General features: G+C 73.4%; 17 protein-coding genes. 8 read left to right on the forward strand and 9 right to left on the reverse strand.

The features are described from left to right. Positions 1-10: 10 nt before the first annotated feature. The 5 genes from ACGFH8_RS28150 to cofC are packed head-to-tail and all read right to left on the reverse strand — an operon-like array spanning position 11 to position 5,730. Positions 11-889: an NUDIX domain-containing protein gene (locus ACGFH8_RS28150; RefSeq protein ID WP_393372823.1), complete on the reverse strand. Its 879-nt coding sequence runs from the start codon at positions 887-889 to the stop codon at positions 11-13. Then, positions 877-2,397, reverse strand: a complete 1,521-nt coding sequence (locus tag ACGFH8_RS28155; RefSeq protein WP_393372825.1) for a CHAD domain-containing protein — start codon at positions 2,395-2,397, stop codon at positions 877-879. Before ACGFH8_RS28155 ends, ACGFH8_RS28150 begins: the two co-directional genes overlap by 13 nt. A 24-nt stretch (positions 2,398-2,421) precedes the next feature. Further along, a complete protein-coding gene (locus tag ACGFH8_RS28160) occupies positions 2,422-4,782 on the reverse strand; it encodes an RNA degradosome polyphosphate kinase (RefSeq protein WP_393372828.1) in 2,361 nt (786 codons plus the stop codon). 54 nt (positions 4,783-4,836) lie between these two features. Then, the gene (locus ACGFH8_RS28165; protein WP_030335323.1) at positions 4,837-5,034 is read right to left on the reverse strand and encodes a cold-shock protein; all 198 of its coding nucleotides are present in this window, start codon (positions 5,032-5,034) and stop codon (positions 4,837-4,839) included. Positions 5,035-5,082: 48 nt separating this feature from the next. After that, positions 5,083-5,730, reverse strand: a complete 648-nt coding sequence (gene cofC / locus ACGFH8_RS28170) for a 2-phospho-L-lactate guanylyltransferase (RefSeq protein WP_393372831.1) — start codon at positions 5,728-5,730, stop codon at positions 5,083-5,085. Between the two features lie 127 nt (positions 5,731-5,857). Between cofC and ACGFH8_RS28175 the strand changes: the two genes are divergently transcribed. The 5 genes from ACGFH8_RS28175 to ACGFH8_RS28195 all read left to right on the forward strand — a co-directional run bounded on the left by ACGFH8_RS28175 (position 5,858) and on the right by ACGFH8_RS28195 (position 11,037). Then, entirely contained in the window at positions 5,858-6,595 is a 738-nt protein-coding gene (locus tag ACGFH8_RS28175) for a lysophospholipid acyltransferase family protein (RefSeq protein ID WP_393372833.1), read from the forward strand. Between the two features lie 67 nt (positions 6,596-6,662). Continuing rightward, the gene (locus tag ACGFH8_RS28180) at positions 6,663-7,670 is read left to right on the forward strand and encodes an NAD(P)H-dependent glycerol-3-phosphate dehydrogenase (RefSeq protein ID WP_393372835.1); all 1,008 of its coding nucleotides are present in this window, start codon (positions 6,663-6,665) and stop codon (positions 7,668-7,670) included. A gap of 7 nt (positions 7,671-7,677) precedes the next feature. Beyond that, positions 7,678-8,808 carry a cystathionine gamma-lyase gene (locus ACGFH8_RS28185; RefSeq protein ID WP_393372838.1) on the forward strand — a complete coding sequence of 377 codons (1,131 nt, stop codon included), beginning with the start codon at positions 7,678-7,680 and terminating at the stop codon, positions 8,806-8,808. Then, positions 8,805-9,584, forward strand: a complete 780-nt coding sequence (locus ACGFH8_RS28190) for a putative protein N(5)-glutamine methyltransferase (protein ID WP_393372841.1) — start codon at positions 8,805-8,807, stop codon at positions 9,582-9,584. Before ACGFH8_RS28185 ends, ACGFH8_RS28190 begins: the two co-directional genes overlap by 4 nt. 403 nt (positions 9,585-9,987) lie before the next feature. Then, positions 9,988-11,037, forward strand: a complete 1,050-nt coding sequence (locus ACGFH8_RS28195; RefSeq protein ID WP_393372843.1) for an ROK family protein — start codon at positions 9,988-9,990, stop codon at positions 11,035-11,037. A gap of 212 nt (positions 11,038-11,249) precedes the next feature. On the opposite strand, the gene ACGFH8_RS28200 is transcribed toward ACGFH8_RS28195, so the two are convergent. Next, positions 11,250-11,450 (reverse strand): DUF397 domain-containing protein, encoded by a 201-nt coding sequence (locus ACGFH8_RS28200; protein ID WP_393372845.1) that lies wholly within the window; start codon positions 11,448-11,450, stop codon positions 11,250-11,252. A gap of 5 nt (positions 11,451-11,455) precedes the next feature. Then, on the reverse strand, positions 11,456-12,301 hold the full coding sequence (locus ACGFH8_RS28205; RefSeq protein ID WP_393372848.1) for a helix-turn-helix domain-containing protein: 846 nt from the start codon (positions 12,299-12,301) through the stop codon (positions 11,456-11,458). A 277-nt stretch (positions 12,302-12,578) separates the two neighbouring features. Between ACGFH8_RS28205 and ACGFH8_RS28210 the strand changes: the two genes are divergently transcribed. Both ACGFH8_RS28210 and ACGFH8_RS28215 read left to right on the forward strand, forming a co-directional pair. Further along, positions 12,579-12,797: a hypothetical protein gene (locus tag ACGFH8_RS28210; protein WP_393372851.1), complete on the forward strand. Its 219-nt coding sequence runs from the start codon at positions 12,579-12,581 to the stop codon at positions 12,795-12,797. 195 nt (positions 12,798-12,992) lie between these two features. Further along, positions 12,993-14,093, forward strand: coding sequence for a D-alanine--D-alanine ligase family protein (locus ACGFH8_RS28215; RefSeq protein ID WP_393372854.1), 1,101 nt, complete (start codon positions 12,993-12,995; stop codon positions 14,091-14,093). 45 nt (positions 14,094-14,138) lie between these two features. Here ACGFH8_RS28215 and ACGFH8_RS28220 read toward each other — a convergent pair whose 3' ends face one another. Next, entirely contained in the window at positions 14,139-14,819 is a 681-nt protein-coding gene (locus ACGFH8_RS28220) for a DUF3515 family protein (RefSeq protein WP_393372857.1), read from the reverse strand. A 9-nt stretch (positions 14,820-14,828) separates the two neighbouring features. Beyond that, entirely contained in the window at positions 14,829-15,062 is a 234-nt protein-coding gene (locus ACGFH8_RS28225) for an Lrp/AsnC ligand binding domain-containing protein (protein ID WP_013284547.1), read from the reverse strand. Positions 15,063-15,215: 153 nt separating this feature from the next. Here ACGFH8_RS28225 and ACGFH8_RS28230 point away from each other — a divergent pair, with 153 nt between their 5' ends. Next, positions 15,216-16,148: a thiamine-phosphate kinase gene (locus ACGFH8_RS28230; protein ID WP_393373085.1), complete on the forward strand. Its 933-nt coding sequence runs from the start codon at positions 15,216-15,218 to the stop codon at positions 16,146-16,148. Positions 16,149-16,176: the final 28 nt, after the last annotated feature.

Raw genomic sequence — 16,176 nt, forward strand, 5'->3', positions numbered from 1 at the left:
GAGCGGCGCGTTACAGGCGGTCGGCGGCGAGCAGACGGTCGCCACCGAAGGCGAGCAGCCACCCGCCGCCCTTGGGGGTGGTGAAGTCCTCGTCGGTGCGGCCGGTCAACCGTTGCAGGGCACCGGGCAGCACCTTGCCCTGGCTGCACACCGCCACCTGCCCACCGGCGGTGGCCAACTCCAGCACCGTGGCGGCGGTGGCGAGGATCTGCTCGTCGGCCTGCTGGCCGGCCTGTGGCTCGTCCAGGTCGCCGCAGATCTCGATCGGCAGGTCGAGCAGCGCGGCGGCCGGGTCCAGTGTCTGCACGCAGCGTCGCGGTGACGCCGACACCAGCCGGGCCGGTCGGATCAGGGCGACCAGGTCGGCCAGCGCGGCCGCCTGGGCCCATCCCTCGGCGTCCAGGGGCCGGCCGACATCCGGGCCGGACCAGGTGGCCCGCTTACCGGCGTGCGCGTGGCGGACCAGCGCGACAGTCGCGGTGACCGCCGGCAGCGCGGCGAACGCCGCCAGCACCTCGGCGTCGTGCGGGTAGCTGACCAAATGGATCGCGTCGTCCACCGCGAGCCAGCGGATGTCGTCCACCTCGGTGTTCGGTTGGAAACCGCCCTGGGCAGCCGCGAGCATCGACCAGTAGTCGACAAGCTTGTCCTGCCCCTCGCTGCGGTACCGCACCGACGGCAGCCGGACCTGCGGCACGCCCCGGACGTCGGCCTCCTCGGCGACTTCGCGCACCGCGGCGGCCAGCGGGTGCTCACCCCGTTCCAGCTTGCCCTTGGGCAGCGTCCAGTCGCCGTAGCGGGGGCGGTGCACCACACAGACGCGTACGCCGTCGGCGGTCGGCCGCCAGGCCACCCCACCCGCAGCCCGGATGCCGGTCACGGCAGCCAACCGGTCCGCCGCCGTCGGGTGGCCCGGTGCCAGGCGGCCGGGAAGAGGTCCCGCATCCGGCGTACCGACAGGCGTTCCCGCTCGGCCAGCCGCCCGGCGGTTACCGCCAGCTCGTGGTCGTCCGGCCGTTCGGCGGCGATCTCCAGCCAGGTGTCCGCCGCCACTGCCGCGTCCTGGTGCTCGCCGAGCACGTCCTGGACGACGGCAAGGGCGCGGGACAGCCGGCGCGCGCCCTTGCCGACGGTCGACGCCACCGCGTTCACCGCGTACCGGGCCTGTTTGCCCTCCTTGCGAACGGCGTGCCAGCGCTCGTCCGGCGACTGGGCGTCGAGCCCGTCGACACCGTCCGGCCCGGACAGCCGCCGCCAGGGCCGGGCCACGAGCGCGGGCAACGCCTCCGCCGCCGGGGCAGCCGCCGCACGGGTGAGCCGGGGCGCGCGGGCGGCCAGCACCAGGGCGTCCACCAGGGCCAGGTAGCGCGGGGAGCGCAACGCCTCGTCGATGGCGACGAGCGCCTGCCGCTGCCGTTGGGCGAGCACCTCGTCCAGCCGGTCCACCGCGCCCTGGTCGAGCGGGCTGAGCGGATCGGCGCTCGCGGTGTCGCGCAACCGCCCGCGCAGCACCTCGGCGTCGCGGGCCGCGCCGAGGACACCGGCCAGCCAGCGCAGCTCGTCGCGCAGCGGACGGGACCAGGTCTTGCGGATCAACGGCTTGAAGGTACGCAGATCACTGCGCAGACGTCGGCAGCCCACCCGCATCTGGTGCACGGCGGAGTCGCCACCGCCCGCCGAGGCGCGCAGCCGGACCAGCGGGTCGTGCGCCAACAGCCGGCGGATCTCCTTGCGGATCGACTCGGTCACCACGTCGCCGGCGCTCGGCTCCCCGGTCAGCCCGGCCGGCGCGACCAGGTCCGGGTCGGCCTGCGCCGACGCGCCCAACGCCCGTACGTGCTTCGGGGTGAACGTGCCGCCCTGGGCGCCCGCCTCGCGCAGCACCGCCCCGATCCGATCGAGCAATGCCCGGTCGCCGGCCTTGCGCTCCACCTCCAGCTCGCGGAACGTGTCGGTGGTGGCGCCGGCGTCGTCGAGCACCGTCACCCGGTCGTCCACCACCTCGGCGAGCACCGCGCCGGCCTTGTCGCACACCTCGTACGCGTGCCGGACCGTCCGCACCACTGTCACCGGGGCCAGCGGGGCGCCCCGGTGCAGGACGGTGACCAACTCGACAAGGTCCGGCGGCGGCTGGCCCTTCGGACCAGGGCGGGAGATCTCGTGCCGGACGCCCGGCGTCCCGGTCGGCAGCTTCACCGTCCAGGGCAGCTCGTCGCCCCGGCGGTGGCGCAACGAGGCACCGGCCCGGGCCAGCCGTAGGTCGACCGTGTCGAGGTAGCGGGCCACGAGTGTCACCGGTGGCAGGGCGCGGATCCGACCGCCGGCCGGGGCCGTGGCGGCCAGGTCCGGCAGCACATAGGCGTCGTCCACCTCGTACTTCTGCTCCTCCTCGACCATCAGTTCAGCCTAGGCGCTGATCGGTCAACTGGCCGTGCCACCGACCCGGCGCAGCAGTAGTTCCTGCAGGTGAGCCCGCGCTTTTGCGTCTTCGCCGGTACGCCTGGTCCAGGTGCCGTCGCCGGCCAACTCGAACGCGTCCACGTCGGGGCTCATCGCGGCGACCAGCACCTGGTCCAGCTCGGCGCGGGCGATCGGGTCGCTCACCCGCACCAGCGCCTCCACCCGACGGTCGAGGTTGCGGTGCATCAGGTCGGCGGAGCCCATCCAGAACTCGGCCTCGCCGTTGTTGCCGAACCGGAAGACCCGGGAGTGCTCCAGGAACCGACCGAGGATCGAGCGGACGCGAATGTTCTCCGACAGCCCCGGCACCCCCGGCCGCAGCGTGCACATGCCCCGGATGAGCAGGTCGACGTGCACACCGGCCTGGGAGGCCCGGTACAGCGCGTCGGTCACCCCCTCGTCGACCAGCGAGTTGACCTTGAACTGGACCAGGCCGGGCATGCCCAGCCGGACGTGCGAGATCTCCCGCTCGATCCGCTCGATGAGCCCGCTGCGAATGCCCTGCGGGGCGACGAGCAACCGCCGGTACGCGGTCTGTCGGCTGTACCCGGTGAGCACGTTGAACAGGTCGGTCAGGTCCGCGCCGATCTCCGGGTCGGCGGTCAGCATGCCGAAGTCCTCGTACATCCGGGCGGTCTTCGGGTGGTAGTTGCCGGTGCCGATGTGGCAGTAGCGGCGGATCTGGTTGCCCTCCTGACGGACCACGAGCGCGGTCTTGCAGTGCGTCTTGAGGCCGACCAGGCCGTACACCACGTGGCAGCCGGCCCGTTCCAGCGTGCGCGCCCAACCGATGTTCGCCACCTCGTCGAACCGGGCCTTCACCTCCACGAGCACCACCACCTGCTTGCCGGCGGCGGCCGCGTCGACAAGCGCGTCGACGATCGGGGAGTCGCCGCTGGTGCGGTAGAGGGTCTGCTTGATGGCCAGCACGTTCGGGTCGGCGGCGGCCTGCTCGATGAAGCGCTGCACGCTCGTGGCGAACGAGTGGTACGGGTGATGCACCAGGATGTCCCCGTCGCGCAGGGTGGCGAAGACGCTGCGCGGCACCTCGCCCTCGGCGAGCCGGGGGTGGGTGGCCGGCACGAACGGCGGGTCCTTGAGGTCCGGCCGGTCGGCCTCCCCGTAGACCTGCCACAACGCGGACAGGTCCAGCAGGCCGGGCACCCGCAGCACGTCCTGCTCGTTCATGTCCAGCTCGCGGACGAGCAACTCCAACATGTGGTCGGAGATGGACGCGGCGGCCTCCAGGCGTACCGGCGGACCGAACCGGCGCCGGGCCAGCTCCCGTTCCAGCGCCTGGAGCAGGTCCTCGTCGCGGTCCTCGTCGACCTCCACCTCGGCGTTGCGGGTGACCCGGAACAGGTGGCACTCGACCACCTGCATGCCGCTGAACAGCTGGCCCAGGTGCACCGAGATCAGGTCCTCCACCGGCAGCATCCGTACGCCCGGCTGGTCCCGGTCCACCCGCACGAAGCGGGGGACGTTGTTGGGCACCTTCACCCGGGCGAACAGCTCCGAACCGCCATCGGGGTCGCGAACCGCCACCGCCAGGTTCAGCGACCGCCCGGAGATGTACGGGAACGGGTGCGCCGGGTCCACCGCGAGCGGGGTCAGCACCGGGAAGATGTGCTCCCGGAAGTAGGTGCGCAGCCGCTCCCGCTCGGGGTCGCCCAGCTCGCCCCAACGCAGGATGCGGATGCCCTCGTCGGCCAGTTTGGGCAGCACGTCGTCGACGAAGCAGGCGGCGTGCCGGGCGCCCAGCTCGGCGGTCCGCTCGGCGATCATCTCCAACTGGGTACGCAGCGGCAGCCGGTCCCCGCCACGCACCGGCAGGCCGGCGGAGAGCCGCCGCTTCAGCCCGGCGATGCGCACCATGTAGAACTCGTCCAGGTTGCTGGCGAAGATCGCCAGGAACTTGGCCCGTTCCAGCAGTGGGGTGCGCTGGTCCTCGGCCAGGGTGAGCACTCGGGCGTTGAAGTCGAGCCAGGAGAGCTCCCGGTTGAGGAAACGGTCCTCCGGCAGCGGCGGGGCCGCCGGCGGCTCGTCGTCGTCCTCCTCGTCGCCTGTCGGCAGGTCGCTCGGCAGGACCGGGTGGACCGCGCCGGCGGCCGGACCGTCCGCCTCGACGGTCGCCGGGGGGTCGAGGACCTCGTCCAGGCCGGAGGAGGCGGCCCCGGGATCGTCGGCGAGGGTGTCGGCGCGGGCGGCGCCGGCCCGCTCGGCGCGGGACGGGCGGAAGCGACCGTCGGTGCCGCGCGTACGGGAGCCGTTGCGGAGGTCGGTGGTGGTCGGGCGGGCCGGGTGCTCGCGAGGGGTGCTCACCCGCTCATAATCACCCGATTACGGTAAACGCAAAATGAACTTGGGCTCGCCGGCTCAGATCATCGTCGGCAATGTCACTCGGACGACCTCTCCGTCGGGATCGGTGTCGATGCGAACCCGCTGGCCGAGCCGGAGCAGCCGCAGCCCGGAGGCGTCGAAGGCCCGGGCGGGAAAACGCATCTCGGTGCCGTCGTCGAGCAGCAGGACACCGCTGCGCGTCGCCGCGTCGTAGCTGGCCACCGTGCCCTGCATGCTGGCACCGTACACCCGGCGGTCAGCCCGCCGAGCGGGCCGGGCGGGTCAGCCCGCCGAGCGGGCCGGGCGGCCGGCGGTGACGAGCGCGGCGGTGCGCGGCCCCAGCCCGAGCCGGGCGGCGGCGGTCAGGTCCGCGGCGGTGTCCACGTCCCGGCGCAGGCTGGGCCAGTCGCCGCTGAGCGGCAGCGCTCCACTCGCCGCGTGCGCGACCGCCGAGCCCACCCCGAAGCGAGGGTCCAGCGGCACACCCGGCGGCGCGGTGAGCAGCACGGTGCCGCTGCCCGGCGCGTCGGGCACGAAACGGCGTACCGCGGGTCGTCCGTTCTGCGCCGCGAGCAGCGCGCTGGCCAGCTCGGCCGGGCGCAGCGCCGGCAGGTCCGCCGTGAGCCCGGCCACCCACCCGGCGGTCGTCGCGGACGCGCCGTGCCGGAACGCGGCGTTCAGTCCGGCGGCCGGCTCGTCGGGCAGCACCCGCGCGCCGGCGGCCCGCGCCGCCCCCGCCACCCGAGCGTCGTCGGTCACCACCAGGGCCTCGGCGACCGCCGGGCAGGCCAGCACCGCGCGGAGCGTGTCGGCCGCCAGGGCCAGTGCCAGCTCCTCGTGCGGTACGCCCGGCAGAGCGCCCCGCAGCCGACTCTTGGCCGCGGCCAGATGCTTCACCGGCACCACAACGGCCCACCTCGGCTGACTCACGCCCGCAATCCTGCCAGCAGGACGGCGGGACCCTCGCTGGCCGTACCGGGGGCGAGCAGGCATGATTTCCGCTGCGGGTGTCGCGGGCGGGGTCTCGCGGCGGGTTGGGGCGCGACGAGGAGGCAGAGTGGCACGGCGGAGGCTGGGGTTCTGGCAACGGTTCGCCGTGGGGCTGGTGAAGCCGGTGATGACCGTGTGGACCCGGCGGACCTGGCGTGGCCAGGAGCACCTTCGCCGCGACGGCGGCATCATCATCGTGGCGAACCACATCTCGCACGCCGACCCGCTGGTCTCCGCGCACTTCATCTACGATTCCGGGCGCTGGCCGCAGTACCTGGGCAAGGCCAGCGTGTTCCGGGTGCCGGTGATCGGCTGGATCCTGCACCGGTGCCGGCAGATCCCGGTCGACCGGGGCAGCGTCGACGCGGTCCGCTCCCTGGACTCCCTGGTCGCCGCGCTCGACCACGGTGGCGCCGTGGTGATCTACCCGGAGGGCACCACCACCCGGCAGCCGGAGCTGTGGCCGATGAAGGCCAAGACCGGTGCCGCTCGGCTGGCCCTGGCCACCGGCGCTCCCGTCGTACCGGTGGTGATGTGGGGGCCGGAGCGGCTCTTCGACCCCCGGACCAGCCGTGTCAACCCGCGCCCCCGGATCCCGGTGACAGTTGTCGCCGGGGCACCGATCGACCTGAGCGGGTGGGCCGACGCCCAGCCGACCCGGGCCACCCTCGAGGAGATGACGGACACCATCATGTTGCGGCTGCGGGACATGCTCGGCGAGGTCCGCGGCGGCACCCCGCCGCCGCTGTGGGAGCGACCGGCCCGGTCCTCCGCCGGGCGCGAGCAGCAGGGTGAGGCGGCGTGAACGGGCGGGGCGTCAACTCCCGCGCCGGGGCCGTTCCGGCCATCCCGACGCGCTCGGGAGCGGTCGCGTGACCGGCCACGTCGCGGTGCTCGGTGCGGGTTCCTGGGGCACGGCGTTCGCCAAGATCCTCGCGGACGCGGGGCGGGACGTGACGGTGTGGGCCCGTCGTGCGCCGGTCGCGGAGAGCATCCGGACCGAGCGCTGCAACCCGGAGTACCTGCCCGGTGTGCTGCTGCCGTCCCGGGTCACCGCCACCCGCGACGCGGCCGAGGCGATCACCGGCGCCGAGGTGGTGGTGCTGGCCGTACCGTCGCAGACCCTGCGCGGCAACCTCGCCGAGTGGGCCGGGCACCTGCACCCCGACTCGACACTCGTGTCGCTGATGAAGGGCATCGAACTCGGCACCACCAAGCGGATGAGCGAGGTCATCGTGGAGACCGCCGGGGTCGCCGCGGACCGGGTGGTGGTGGTCTCCGGCCCGAACCTGGCTCCGGAGATCGCCGCCGAGCAGCCCGCCGCGACAGTCGTCGCCGGGACGAACAGCCACCGCACCGTGCTCGTGCAGGCGTCGATCCGGACGCCCTACCTGCGCCCGTACACGAACGACGACGTGATCGGCTGTGAGCTGGGCGGGGCGGTCAAGAACGTGATCGCCCTGTCGTACGGCATCGCCACCGCGATGGGCTTCGGCGACAACACCCGGGCCATGCTGATGACCCGGGGGCTGGCCGAGACGGCCCGGTTGGGCGTGGCACTCGGCGCGGACCCGATCACCTTCGCCGGCCTCGCCGGCATGGGCGACCTGGTCGCCTCCTGCTCGTCCCCGCTGGCCCGCAACCGCACCTTCGGCGAGCATCTCGGCCGGGGCGAGACGTTGGAGCAGGCCCAGGCCGCCACCCGGCAGACCGCCGAGGGCGTGAAGAGCTGCCTGGCGATCCGAGACCTGGCCCGGGCACACGGTGTGGAGATGCCGATCACCGAGCACGTCGAGCGGATCTGCCACGAGGGGATGGACCCGCGCCTCGCCGTGCAGACCCTGATGAGCCGGACCGCCAAACCCGAGTCGTACGAGTGAGGAACCGATGAGCGAACTGGGTGACGGCACCCGCTGCGTACGCGCCGGCCTGCCCGAACCGGCACCGGGGGATCCGTTCCTGCCCGGGCCGGTCTTCGCCGCGCCGTACCACCTCGACCCGTGGCAGGGCCAGGGCACGTCGCCGAACGGCTACGGCCGCCCGGACAACCCGACCCGACGGCTGCTGGAAGCGGCCGTGGGCGAGTTGGAAGGCGGTGACTGTCGGGTCTTCGCCAGCGGTCAGGCGGCCATCACCGGGACGCTGCTCACCCTGCTGCGACCGGGCGACACAGTGGTACTGCCCTCCGACGGCTACTTCCCGGTCCGGGCGTTCGCCACCGCCGTGCTGGAGACGATCGGCGTGCGGGTGCTCTTCGTGCCGACCGTGGGGCCGTACCCGTCCTTCGAGGGCGTCCGGCTGGTGCTCGTGGAGACCCCGGCCAATCCGGGTCTGGACGTGGTCGACGTCGCCGCCCTGGCCGAGCGGGCCCACGCCGCCGGTGCGCTGCTCGCGGTGGACAACACCACCGCCACCCCGCTCGGTCAGCGCCCGCTGGACCTCGGCGCCGACCTGGTGGCCGCCTCCGGCACCAAGGCGCTCACCGGCCACTCCGACCTGCTGCTGGGCTACCTGGCCAGCCGGTCCGCCGAGCTGATCGAAGCGGTCACGCGGTGGCGTACCGGCACCGGCTCGGTCCCGGGCGCGTTCGACGCCTGGTTGGCGCACCGGTCGCTGGCCACCCTCGACCTGCGGCTGGCCCGGCAGAGCGCGAACGCCGCCGCCGTCAGCGACCTGCTCGCCGGCCGGCCGGACGTGACCGGGCTGCGCTGGCCGGGGCGGCCGGACGACCCGGCGTACCCGGTGGCCTCGGCGCAGATGCGCCGGATGCCCGGGGTGCTCTCCTTCGACCTGGGCACCGCCGACCGGGTGGGCCGATTCGTCGCGGCCGCCCGGTTGGTGGCGGCGGCGACCTCCTTCGGCGGGTTGCACACCACCGCGGACCGCCGGGCGCAGTGGGGTGACGACACCGCCCCCGGCTTCGTCCGGCTGTCCTGCGGTGTGGAGGACACCCCCGACCTGGTGGCCGACATCGCCGCCGCCCTGGACGCGGCCGGACCACGCTCCGGAGGCCTGTGACACTCACCGATCGGCCCGCCCTGATACGCCGGCTGCGTGCCGCCGGTTGCGTCTACGCCGAGGACGAGGCCGATCTGCTGCTGGCCGCCGCCGACTCGCCGGCGACGTTGGCCGACCTGACCGACCGTCGGGTGGCCGGCGAGCCGCTGGAGTACCTGCTCGGCTGGGCGGAGTTCTGCGGCCTGCGAATCGCCGTGGACGCGGGTGTCTTCGTGCCCCGTGGTCGGACGGCCCTGCTGGTCGAGGTGGCGGCCGGGTTGACCGGCCCGGCTCCGGCGGTGGTCGACCTGTGCTGCGGCTCAGGTGCCACCACCGTCGCGTTGGCGCATCGGCTCGCGCCGCGTTGGCTGGCCGCCGCCGACATCGACCCGGCGGCCGTGGCGTGCGCGCGCCGCAACCTCACCGGCCTGAGCGCCGAGGTGTACGAGGGTGACCTGTTCGCGCCCCTGCCCGCGCGATGGCGGGGCCGGCTGGACCTGGTGGTGGCAAACGCCCCGTACGTGCCGACCGACGCGGTGGCGCTGATGCCGCCGGAGGCGCGGCTGCACGAGGCCCCGGTGGCGCTCGACGGCGGGCCGGACGGGCTCTCCGTGCTGCGCCGGGTGGGTGTTGGGGCGGCCGACTGGTTGACGCCCGGCGGGCACCTGGTCGTCGAGGCCGGCGTCACGCAGGTGGACGCGCTCTGCGCGGCGTTCGAGGCAGCCGGCCTGGTGCCCGGCGTGCGGCAGGACGAGGACCTGGACGGCACCGCGGTCACCGCCCGACGCCCCGACTGAACCCGCGCCCCGACCGAACTCGCGCCCCGACTGAACCCGCGTCGCGGTTGACACCGCGTCGCGGTTGACACCGCGTCGGCCCGGTGGCGGGCAGAACCTGGCCGGGACCCCCTTGCGCGCCCTTTGCTCTGCACCCGCCCACGCACCACTAACGGTCCGTAACTGGCGCGTGGGCGGGTGCAGAGCAAAGGGGAAAGAGGAGGGCAGGGGGGCGAGGCCCGGCGGCGACGCCACGGCACCGTCGAGCTGACCGCGCCGACCGTGAGACGGACCTTCTGGTCAAACGGGACGTGCGGTGACGCATGGCGGCGCCTCTGCCAGCCGGCGGGTGGCCGGGCGTGGCGGGGGAGAGGGGTTGGCACTAGCCTCGGCTCACACTCTTACGGGCGGGAGGCGGTTTTCGGTGGGCAGCACAGGGGTGCCGGTGGTCGTCGGACTGGACAACGGCGGCACCAGCAACAACGCCACCGTGCTGACGGTGGACGGCCGCTTCCTGGTGGACGGACTGTTGGAGATCCCCAGCGAGGTGCGGTCCGGGCCGGAGGCGGCGATCGAGGCCCTGGCCAGGGCGCTGGACGGCGCCCTGGCACAGACCGGCGTGCCCCGTGAGCTGGTCCGGGCGGTGGGGCTCGACACTCCCGGCCCGGCCAGCGCCGACGGCGTCATCTCGTCGCGGGGTTCCACGAACTTCTCCCAGCCCGCGTGGCGGGGCTTCGACGTGCGGGGCGCGCTGGAGCGACGGCTCGGCCTTCCGGTGATCTACCACAACGACGGCAACGCGGCCGCCCTCTACGCCCACCACGTGTACTTCGGCGAGGACGCGATGAACCGCTCGTCGGTCTCCGCGATCGTCGGCACCGGCCTCGGCGGCGGTGTGGTCGAGAGCGGCCGGGTGATCGCCGGCGCCGCCGGGATGGCCGGGGAGCTTGGGCACGTGCACATTCCGCTGGGCGGGTTGCTCGGCCCGGGGCAGTCGGAGCCCACCTGCGCCTGCGGCTTCACCGGGGACGTGGAGAGCATCGCCTCGCTGACCGGCATCGAACGTAACCTCCTGCCGTACTGGTTGACCCGCTATCCCGACCACCCGCTCACCGCCGAGCCGGTGGCCCGGGCGGCGAAGTTGGTCCGGGGGTACGGCGAGCGGGGGGACGCCCTCGCGCGGGACCTCTTCACCCAGCAGGCGATGGCGCTGGGCCGGCTGTTCACCGTCGCGGCGAACTTCACCGATCCGCACGCGTACTTCGTCGGTGGTGGGGTGGTGGAGGCGGCCCCCGAGTTCCGCGACTGGTTCCTGGCGACGGTCCGTGAGCACACCGTGCTTCGCGAGGAGCAGGCGGCGGTGGCCACCTTCGCGCTGGTGCCGGACCGGGACATGGCCGGTGCCCGGGGCGTGGCGATCGCCGCGTTGGAGGCGCTGCGTGCCGTCCCGGAGCCCCGGCCGCTCGTCGCCTGAGTCCGGCGTTTCGTCGGCTGACGCCGGCCCCGACCGGCCGCTGGGCGCCTGAGTCCGGCCCCGCCGGCCGTGTGTCGCCTCAGTCCGGCCTCGTCGGCCGTGTGTCGCCTCAGTCCGGTCCGCCCCGGTCGCCGCGCCGAGTGGTCGGCGGTACGGCGGCCGGGGCGGCGGGTGGTGGTGCGGTTTGTCGAATCAGTGCCTCGGCCTCCCGGTCACTGCAGGGGAGGTGCCTGGGCGAAGGCGGCCCAGGCGGCCGGCGGGAACAGCAGCGCGGGCCCGGACGGGTCCTTGGAGTCGCGGACGGCCACCAGCCGCGGGATCGCGGCCACCTCCACGCAGGCGCCCTCGTCGCCGCTGCGGCTGCTCTTGCGCCACGCCGCCGCGGCCATGGCCGCTGTGATCGTCGGTGTCATTGGTCTTACCGTCCCTTCAGGGCTGTCAGGAGCATTCCGCGGCTGTCGGCCGGGCTGAGCGCCACGCTTCGGAGGTGCTCCATGATCTTGGTGCAGGTCCGCGTCTCGCCGGCTCGGTCGAGGATCATCTGACCGGCGACGGTTTCCACCGAGGCGATGATCGGATCCTCCGGATCGGCGAACTCGAGGATGTGCAGGGAGCCGCGGGTGCCCCGGTGGTAGCCGGCGGAGAGCGGGATCACCTGCACGGTGATGTTCGGCAACTCGGCCATCTTGACCAGGTGCCGCAGTTGGCCGTCCATCCCCGACTGGTCGCCGACCGGGCGCAGCAGTGCGCCCTCGTCGATGATCGCGTCGAGGATGGGCGGATCGTCGCCGGTGAGCCGTTGCTGCCGGTCGAGTCGGACCTTGACCCGCTGCTCCACCAGGTCGTCGGTGAGGGTGTGCGGACCACCGCGCATCACGCCACGGATGTAGTCGGCCGTCTGGAGCAGGCCGGGCACCACGGAGGGCTCGAAGTTGGCGATCGCGGTCGCCTCGGCCTCCAGCGCGATGAAGTCGATGGTGCGCGGATCCAGCAGGTAGGAGTACGAGACCCACCAGCCCGGCTTGCGGGCGTCCTTGGCGAGCTGCACCGCCGCGGCCACCTCCTCGGCACCCACCCCGTACGACGTGAGCAGCGCGCGCACGGTGGCCGGGGTGATCAGGGACTGGGCGTTCTCGTACCGGGAGAGGGTGCTGCGGGTGCTGTTGATCTCATCCGCGGCGGTTTCCAGCGTCAGGCCGGCGGCTTCCCGGTGGTGGCGCAGGGCGATGCCGAGCCGGCGGGCACGGGCTGTCTTCGGGGCCATGCATCGATGGTCGCACACATCCTTGGGAACGTCTGCATGGGATCGTCTCGATGAGAGTTGCATTCACGGCGGTGAACGTGTCAATCTGTTAGCGCGTCCTCACCGCCGGTTGTCGTGGCGACGGTGGTGGTGAGCGACCGGAGGGATGGGGCGCGCGGCGATCGGGTTTCTCCCCCGTGCCCGATCGTCGCGTGCCGCGCCATCCCGGCCCGCCGGAAGGAGACGACGACGTGCGTGCCGTTCCGGAGTTCTGCCACTTACGCCAGGTCGGTCCCCGATGACCCGCTTCCTGGTGGTGCTCACCGACGTGCGTCCGGTCGACGGCGTCGACCGCGACGAGCGGACCGTGCCCGAGCGGCGACGGCAGGTGGTCGGCGCCAGCAGTCGGGAGGCCGCCGACCGGATCGCCGGAGCGTTCATGGCGCTGGGCATGGTGCGCGCCGGCCGGCAGCGGGTGAAGGTCATCGCGGTCGGCCGCCGGCACGCCCACGACTGACCAGGCCCCGGCCGAACCTCCACCGGATGGCAATCGTCCCATCACGCACCGTATATCCCGTGATGACCGATCGCCGTGTCGCGCCGTGGCTCGCCGGGTATCGCCTCGTCCCATCGCCACGCACAGTAAGGTCAACCGAGTGAGCGCCACCGGCGAGCACGACCAGCCGCAGTCGCGTACGAAGAGGTGACCGGAGTGACCACCCCAGGCAAAACCCGCGTGGCGATCGTCTTCGGCGGCCGCAGCCCGGAGCACGGCATCTCCTGCGTCAGCGCCGGCAGCGTGTTCGGCGCGCTCGACCCGGACGAGTTCGAGGTGGTGCCCGTCGGCATCACCCGAGCCGGCCAGTGGGTGCTGACCAACGGAGACCCCGCCCAGTTCGCCATCGAAGCCCGTCGGTTGCCGGAGATCACCGCCGATTCCGGGGACGACATCGTGCTGCGCGCCGACCCGACCGGCAACGGCCTGATGGTGCTCGACCCGACCGAAGGCCCCCGGGTGCTCGCCGACGTCGACGTGGTCTTCCCGGTGCTGCACGGCGCGTACGGCGAGGACGGCACCATCCAGGGCATGCTGGAGATGGCCGGCATCCCCTACGTCGGGGCGAACGTCTTCGCCTCCGCGGCCGCCATGGACAAGGAGTTCACCAAGAAGCTCTGCGCCGTCGAGGGCATCCCGGTCGGCACGTACGCCGTGCTGCGCAACGGGATGACACTCAGCGAGCAGGACAAGGAGCGGCTCGGCCTGCCGGTCTTCGTCAAGCCGTCCCGGGCCGGATCGTCCTTCGGAGTCAGCAAGGTCACCGACTGGGCGGACCTGGACACCGCGGTCGCCGCCGCCCGGCAGTTCGACCCGAAGGTCATCATCGAGGCCGCGATCGTCGGCCGCGAGATCGAGTGTGGCGTGCTGGAGGGCGAGGCCGGGGGCACACCCGAGGCGTCCGTCCTGGCCGAGGTGCGGGTCGTCGCGGACCACGACTTCTACGACTTCGAGGCGAAGTACCTCGACGACTCCTGCGAGTACGACATCCCGGCCGACCTGCCGGAGCGGGTCACCCGCCAGGTGCAGGAGTACGCGGTCCGCGCGTTCACCGCGCTGGACTGCGCCGGTCTGGCCCGGGCCGACTTCTTCGTCACCCCCGAGCTGGACGTCTATCTCAACGAGATCAACACGATGCCCGGGTTCACCCCGACGTCGATGTTCCCGCGGATGTGGGCGGCCTCCGGCCTGGAGTACCCGAAGCTTGTCAACCGGCTGATCCGTACCGCCCAACGGCGCGGCGTCGGTCTGCACTGAGCAACCCGGTCCCCCCGCCCGGCTCGGTCGGCGCGGGGGGCCAGCTCAGCGCTGGCAGCCGGAGGGGATGGCGCCGCCGGAGGGCACGCTCGCCACGATCGTGCTGGAAATCGACGGCACCCACTGCAACGGCTGCTCGTACGAACGCGGGACGCGCACCTCGATCGACGTCTCCCGGTCGACGGTGGTGAGCACGGTCTGCTCGCCCTGCTCGGCCAGGTGCCAGCAGACCCGGTTGACGGTCCAGACCTCGTCGGTGGCGGGGAAGGTCGGCTCGGCGCCGCCGCAGGCCACGGTGAGCGCGGGGTCGCCGTACGCCGCGTTCTGCTCCGGGCCGGCGGTGACCGGCCGCTGGGCCAGGTCGCGGATGCTCGTCGGCAACTGGGAGAGCAGGGCCCGGCAGACCGTGGCCGGGCGGGCGGCCAGGGCCGGTGCGGCCATCTCCACCGGGGCGGTGGACTGCGCCCGAGGGCTTGTCGCGGACGGGGACGGCGCGGCGGCCGGTGCGTCCGGGGTGAGCTTGGTGAAGGCGAACACGGCCACCAGCAGCGTGATCGGCAACGCGATCAGCGTGGCCAGCAGAGCGGCGCCACGAATGGTCCGGTCCCGCCCGGCCGGCGCGGCGGCGGCCGGGTCGGCCGACGCACCGATACCGTCAGCCGGCTCGGGTGTCCCGTCGGACGCGTCGCGCGCGCCGTCGTCCAGAGCAGCGGAGGAGTTCGTCATCTCGTCCACTTACAGCCGCACCACCGAACACGTGAGGGTGCGGGTGATGCCAGGCACCATCTGCACCTTGCTGACAATGAGTTTGCCGAGCTCGTCGACGGTGTTCGCCTCGGTGAGGACGACCACGTCGTACGGCCCGGTGACGGCGTCGACGCGCACCACGCCGGCGAGGTCCGCGATGAGACCCGCCACGTCACGTGCCCGGCCCACCTCGGTCTGGATGAGGATGTACGCCTGTACCACGACTAGACCTCCGTCCGTCGCCGCCCGGGAGCGGCCCGAAGGGTGAAACTACCTTACGGACCAGGTCTGATCCCTATCGGTGGTCAAGGAGCAGCGGTGAGCGAGCACGGCGGAGCCGGGCAGTACGGGCGGAACACCGGCGGCGGTGCCAGCGTGTCCGGAATCGGGGAGTTCGGGCTGATCGGAAAGATCACCGCCCGGCTGACGTACGGACCGACGACCCTGCTCGGCCCGGGTGACGACGCGGCGGTGGTGGCCGCGCCGGACGGACGGGTGGCGGCCTCCACCGACGTCCTTGTCGACGGGCGGCACTTCCGGCGGGACTGGTCCTCCGCCCGCGACGTCGGGCACCGGGCGGCGGCGGCCAACCTCGCCGACATCGTGGCCATGGGGGCCACGCCGACCGCCCTGCTTGTCGCCCTCTGCATGCCGGCGGACCTGGACACCGGCTGGGCCGAGGAGTTGGCCGACGGCCTCTCCGCCGAGGCGGCCACCGTCGGCGCGAGCGTCGTCGGCGGCGACATGTCGGCCAGCCCCACCCTGACCGTCGCGGTCACCGCGCTGGGCGACCTGGCGGGCCGCCCGCCCGTGCTGCGCTCCGGCGCCCGCCCCGGGGACGTGCTCGCCCTGGCCGGGCGCACCGGGCACGCGGCGGCCGGGCTGACCGTGCTCACCCGGGGCTTCCGCACTCCCCGGCTGCTGGTCGAGGCGTACCGGCGGCCGCAGGTGCCCTATCCGGCCGGCCCCCAGGCCGCCCGGCTCGGCGCCACCTCGATGATCGACGTGTCGGACGGGCTGCTCGCCGACCTCGGGCACGTGTCGGCGGCCAGCGGGGTCGCTATCGACGTGCGCCGCGACGCGTTCGAGGTGCCCCGGCAGATGGCCGACGCGGCGCGGGCGCTCGGCGTCGACCCGTACACCTGGATCCTCGCCGGTGGCGACGACCACGCGCTGGCCGCGACCTTCCCGCCGGGGGTGGTGTTGCCGCCGGACTGGCTGCCGATCGGGGTGGTCACGGACGGTGCCGGGGTGACTGTCGACGGCGCGCCGCACGACGGCCCGGCCGGCTGGGACCACTTCCGGTGAGGCCCGCCAGCGGTCGTATTCTGGGCAC

This window comes from Micromonospora sp. NPDC049175, assembly GCF_043197345.1.
GTDB lineage: Bacteria > Actinomycetota > Actinomycetes > Mycobacteriales > Micromonosporaceae > Micromonospora.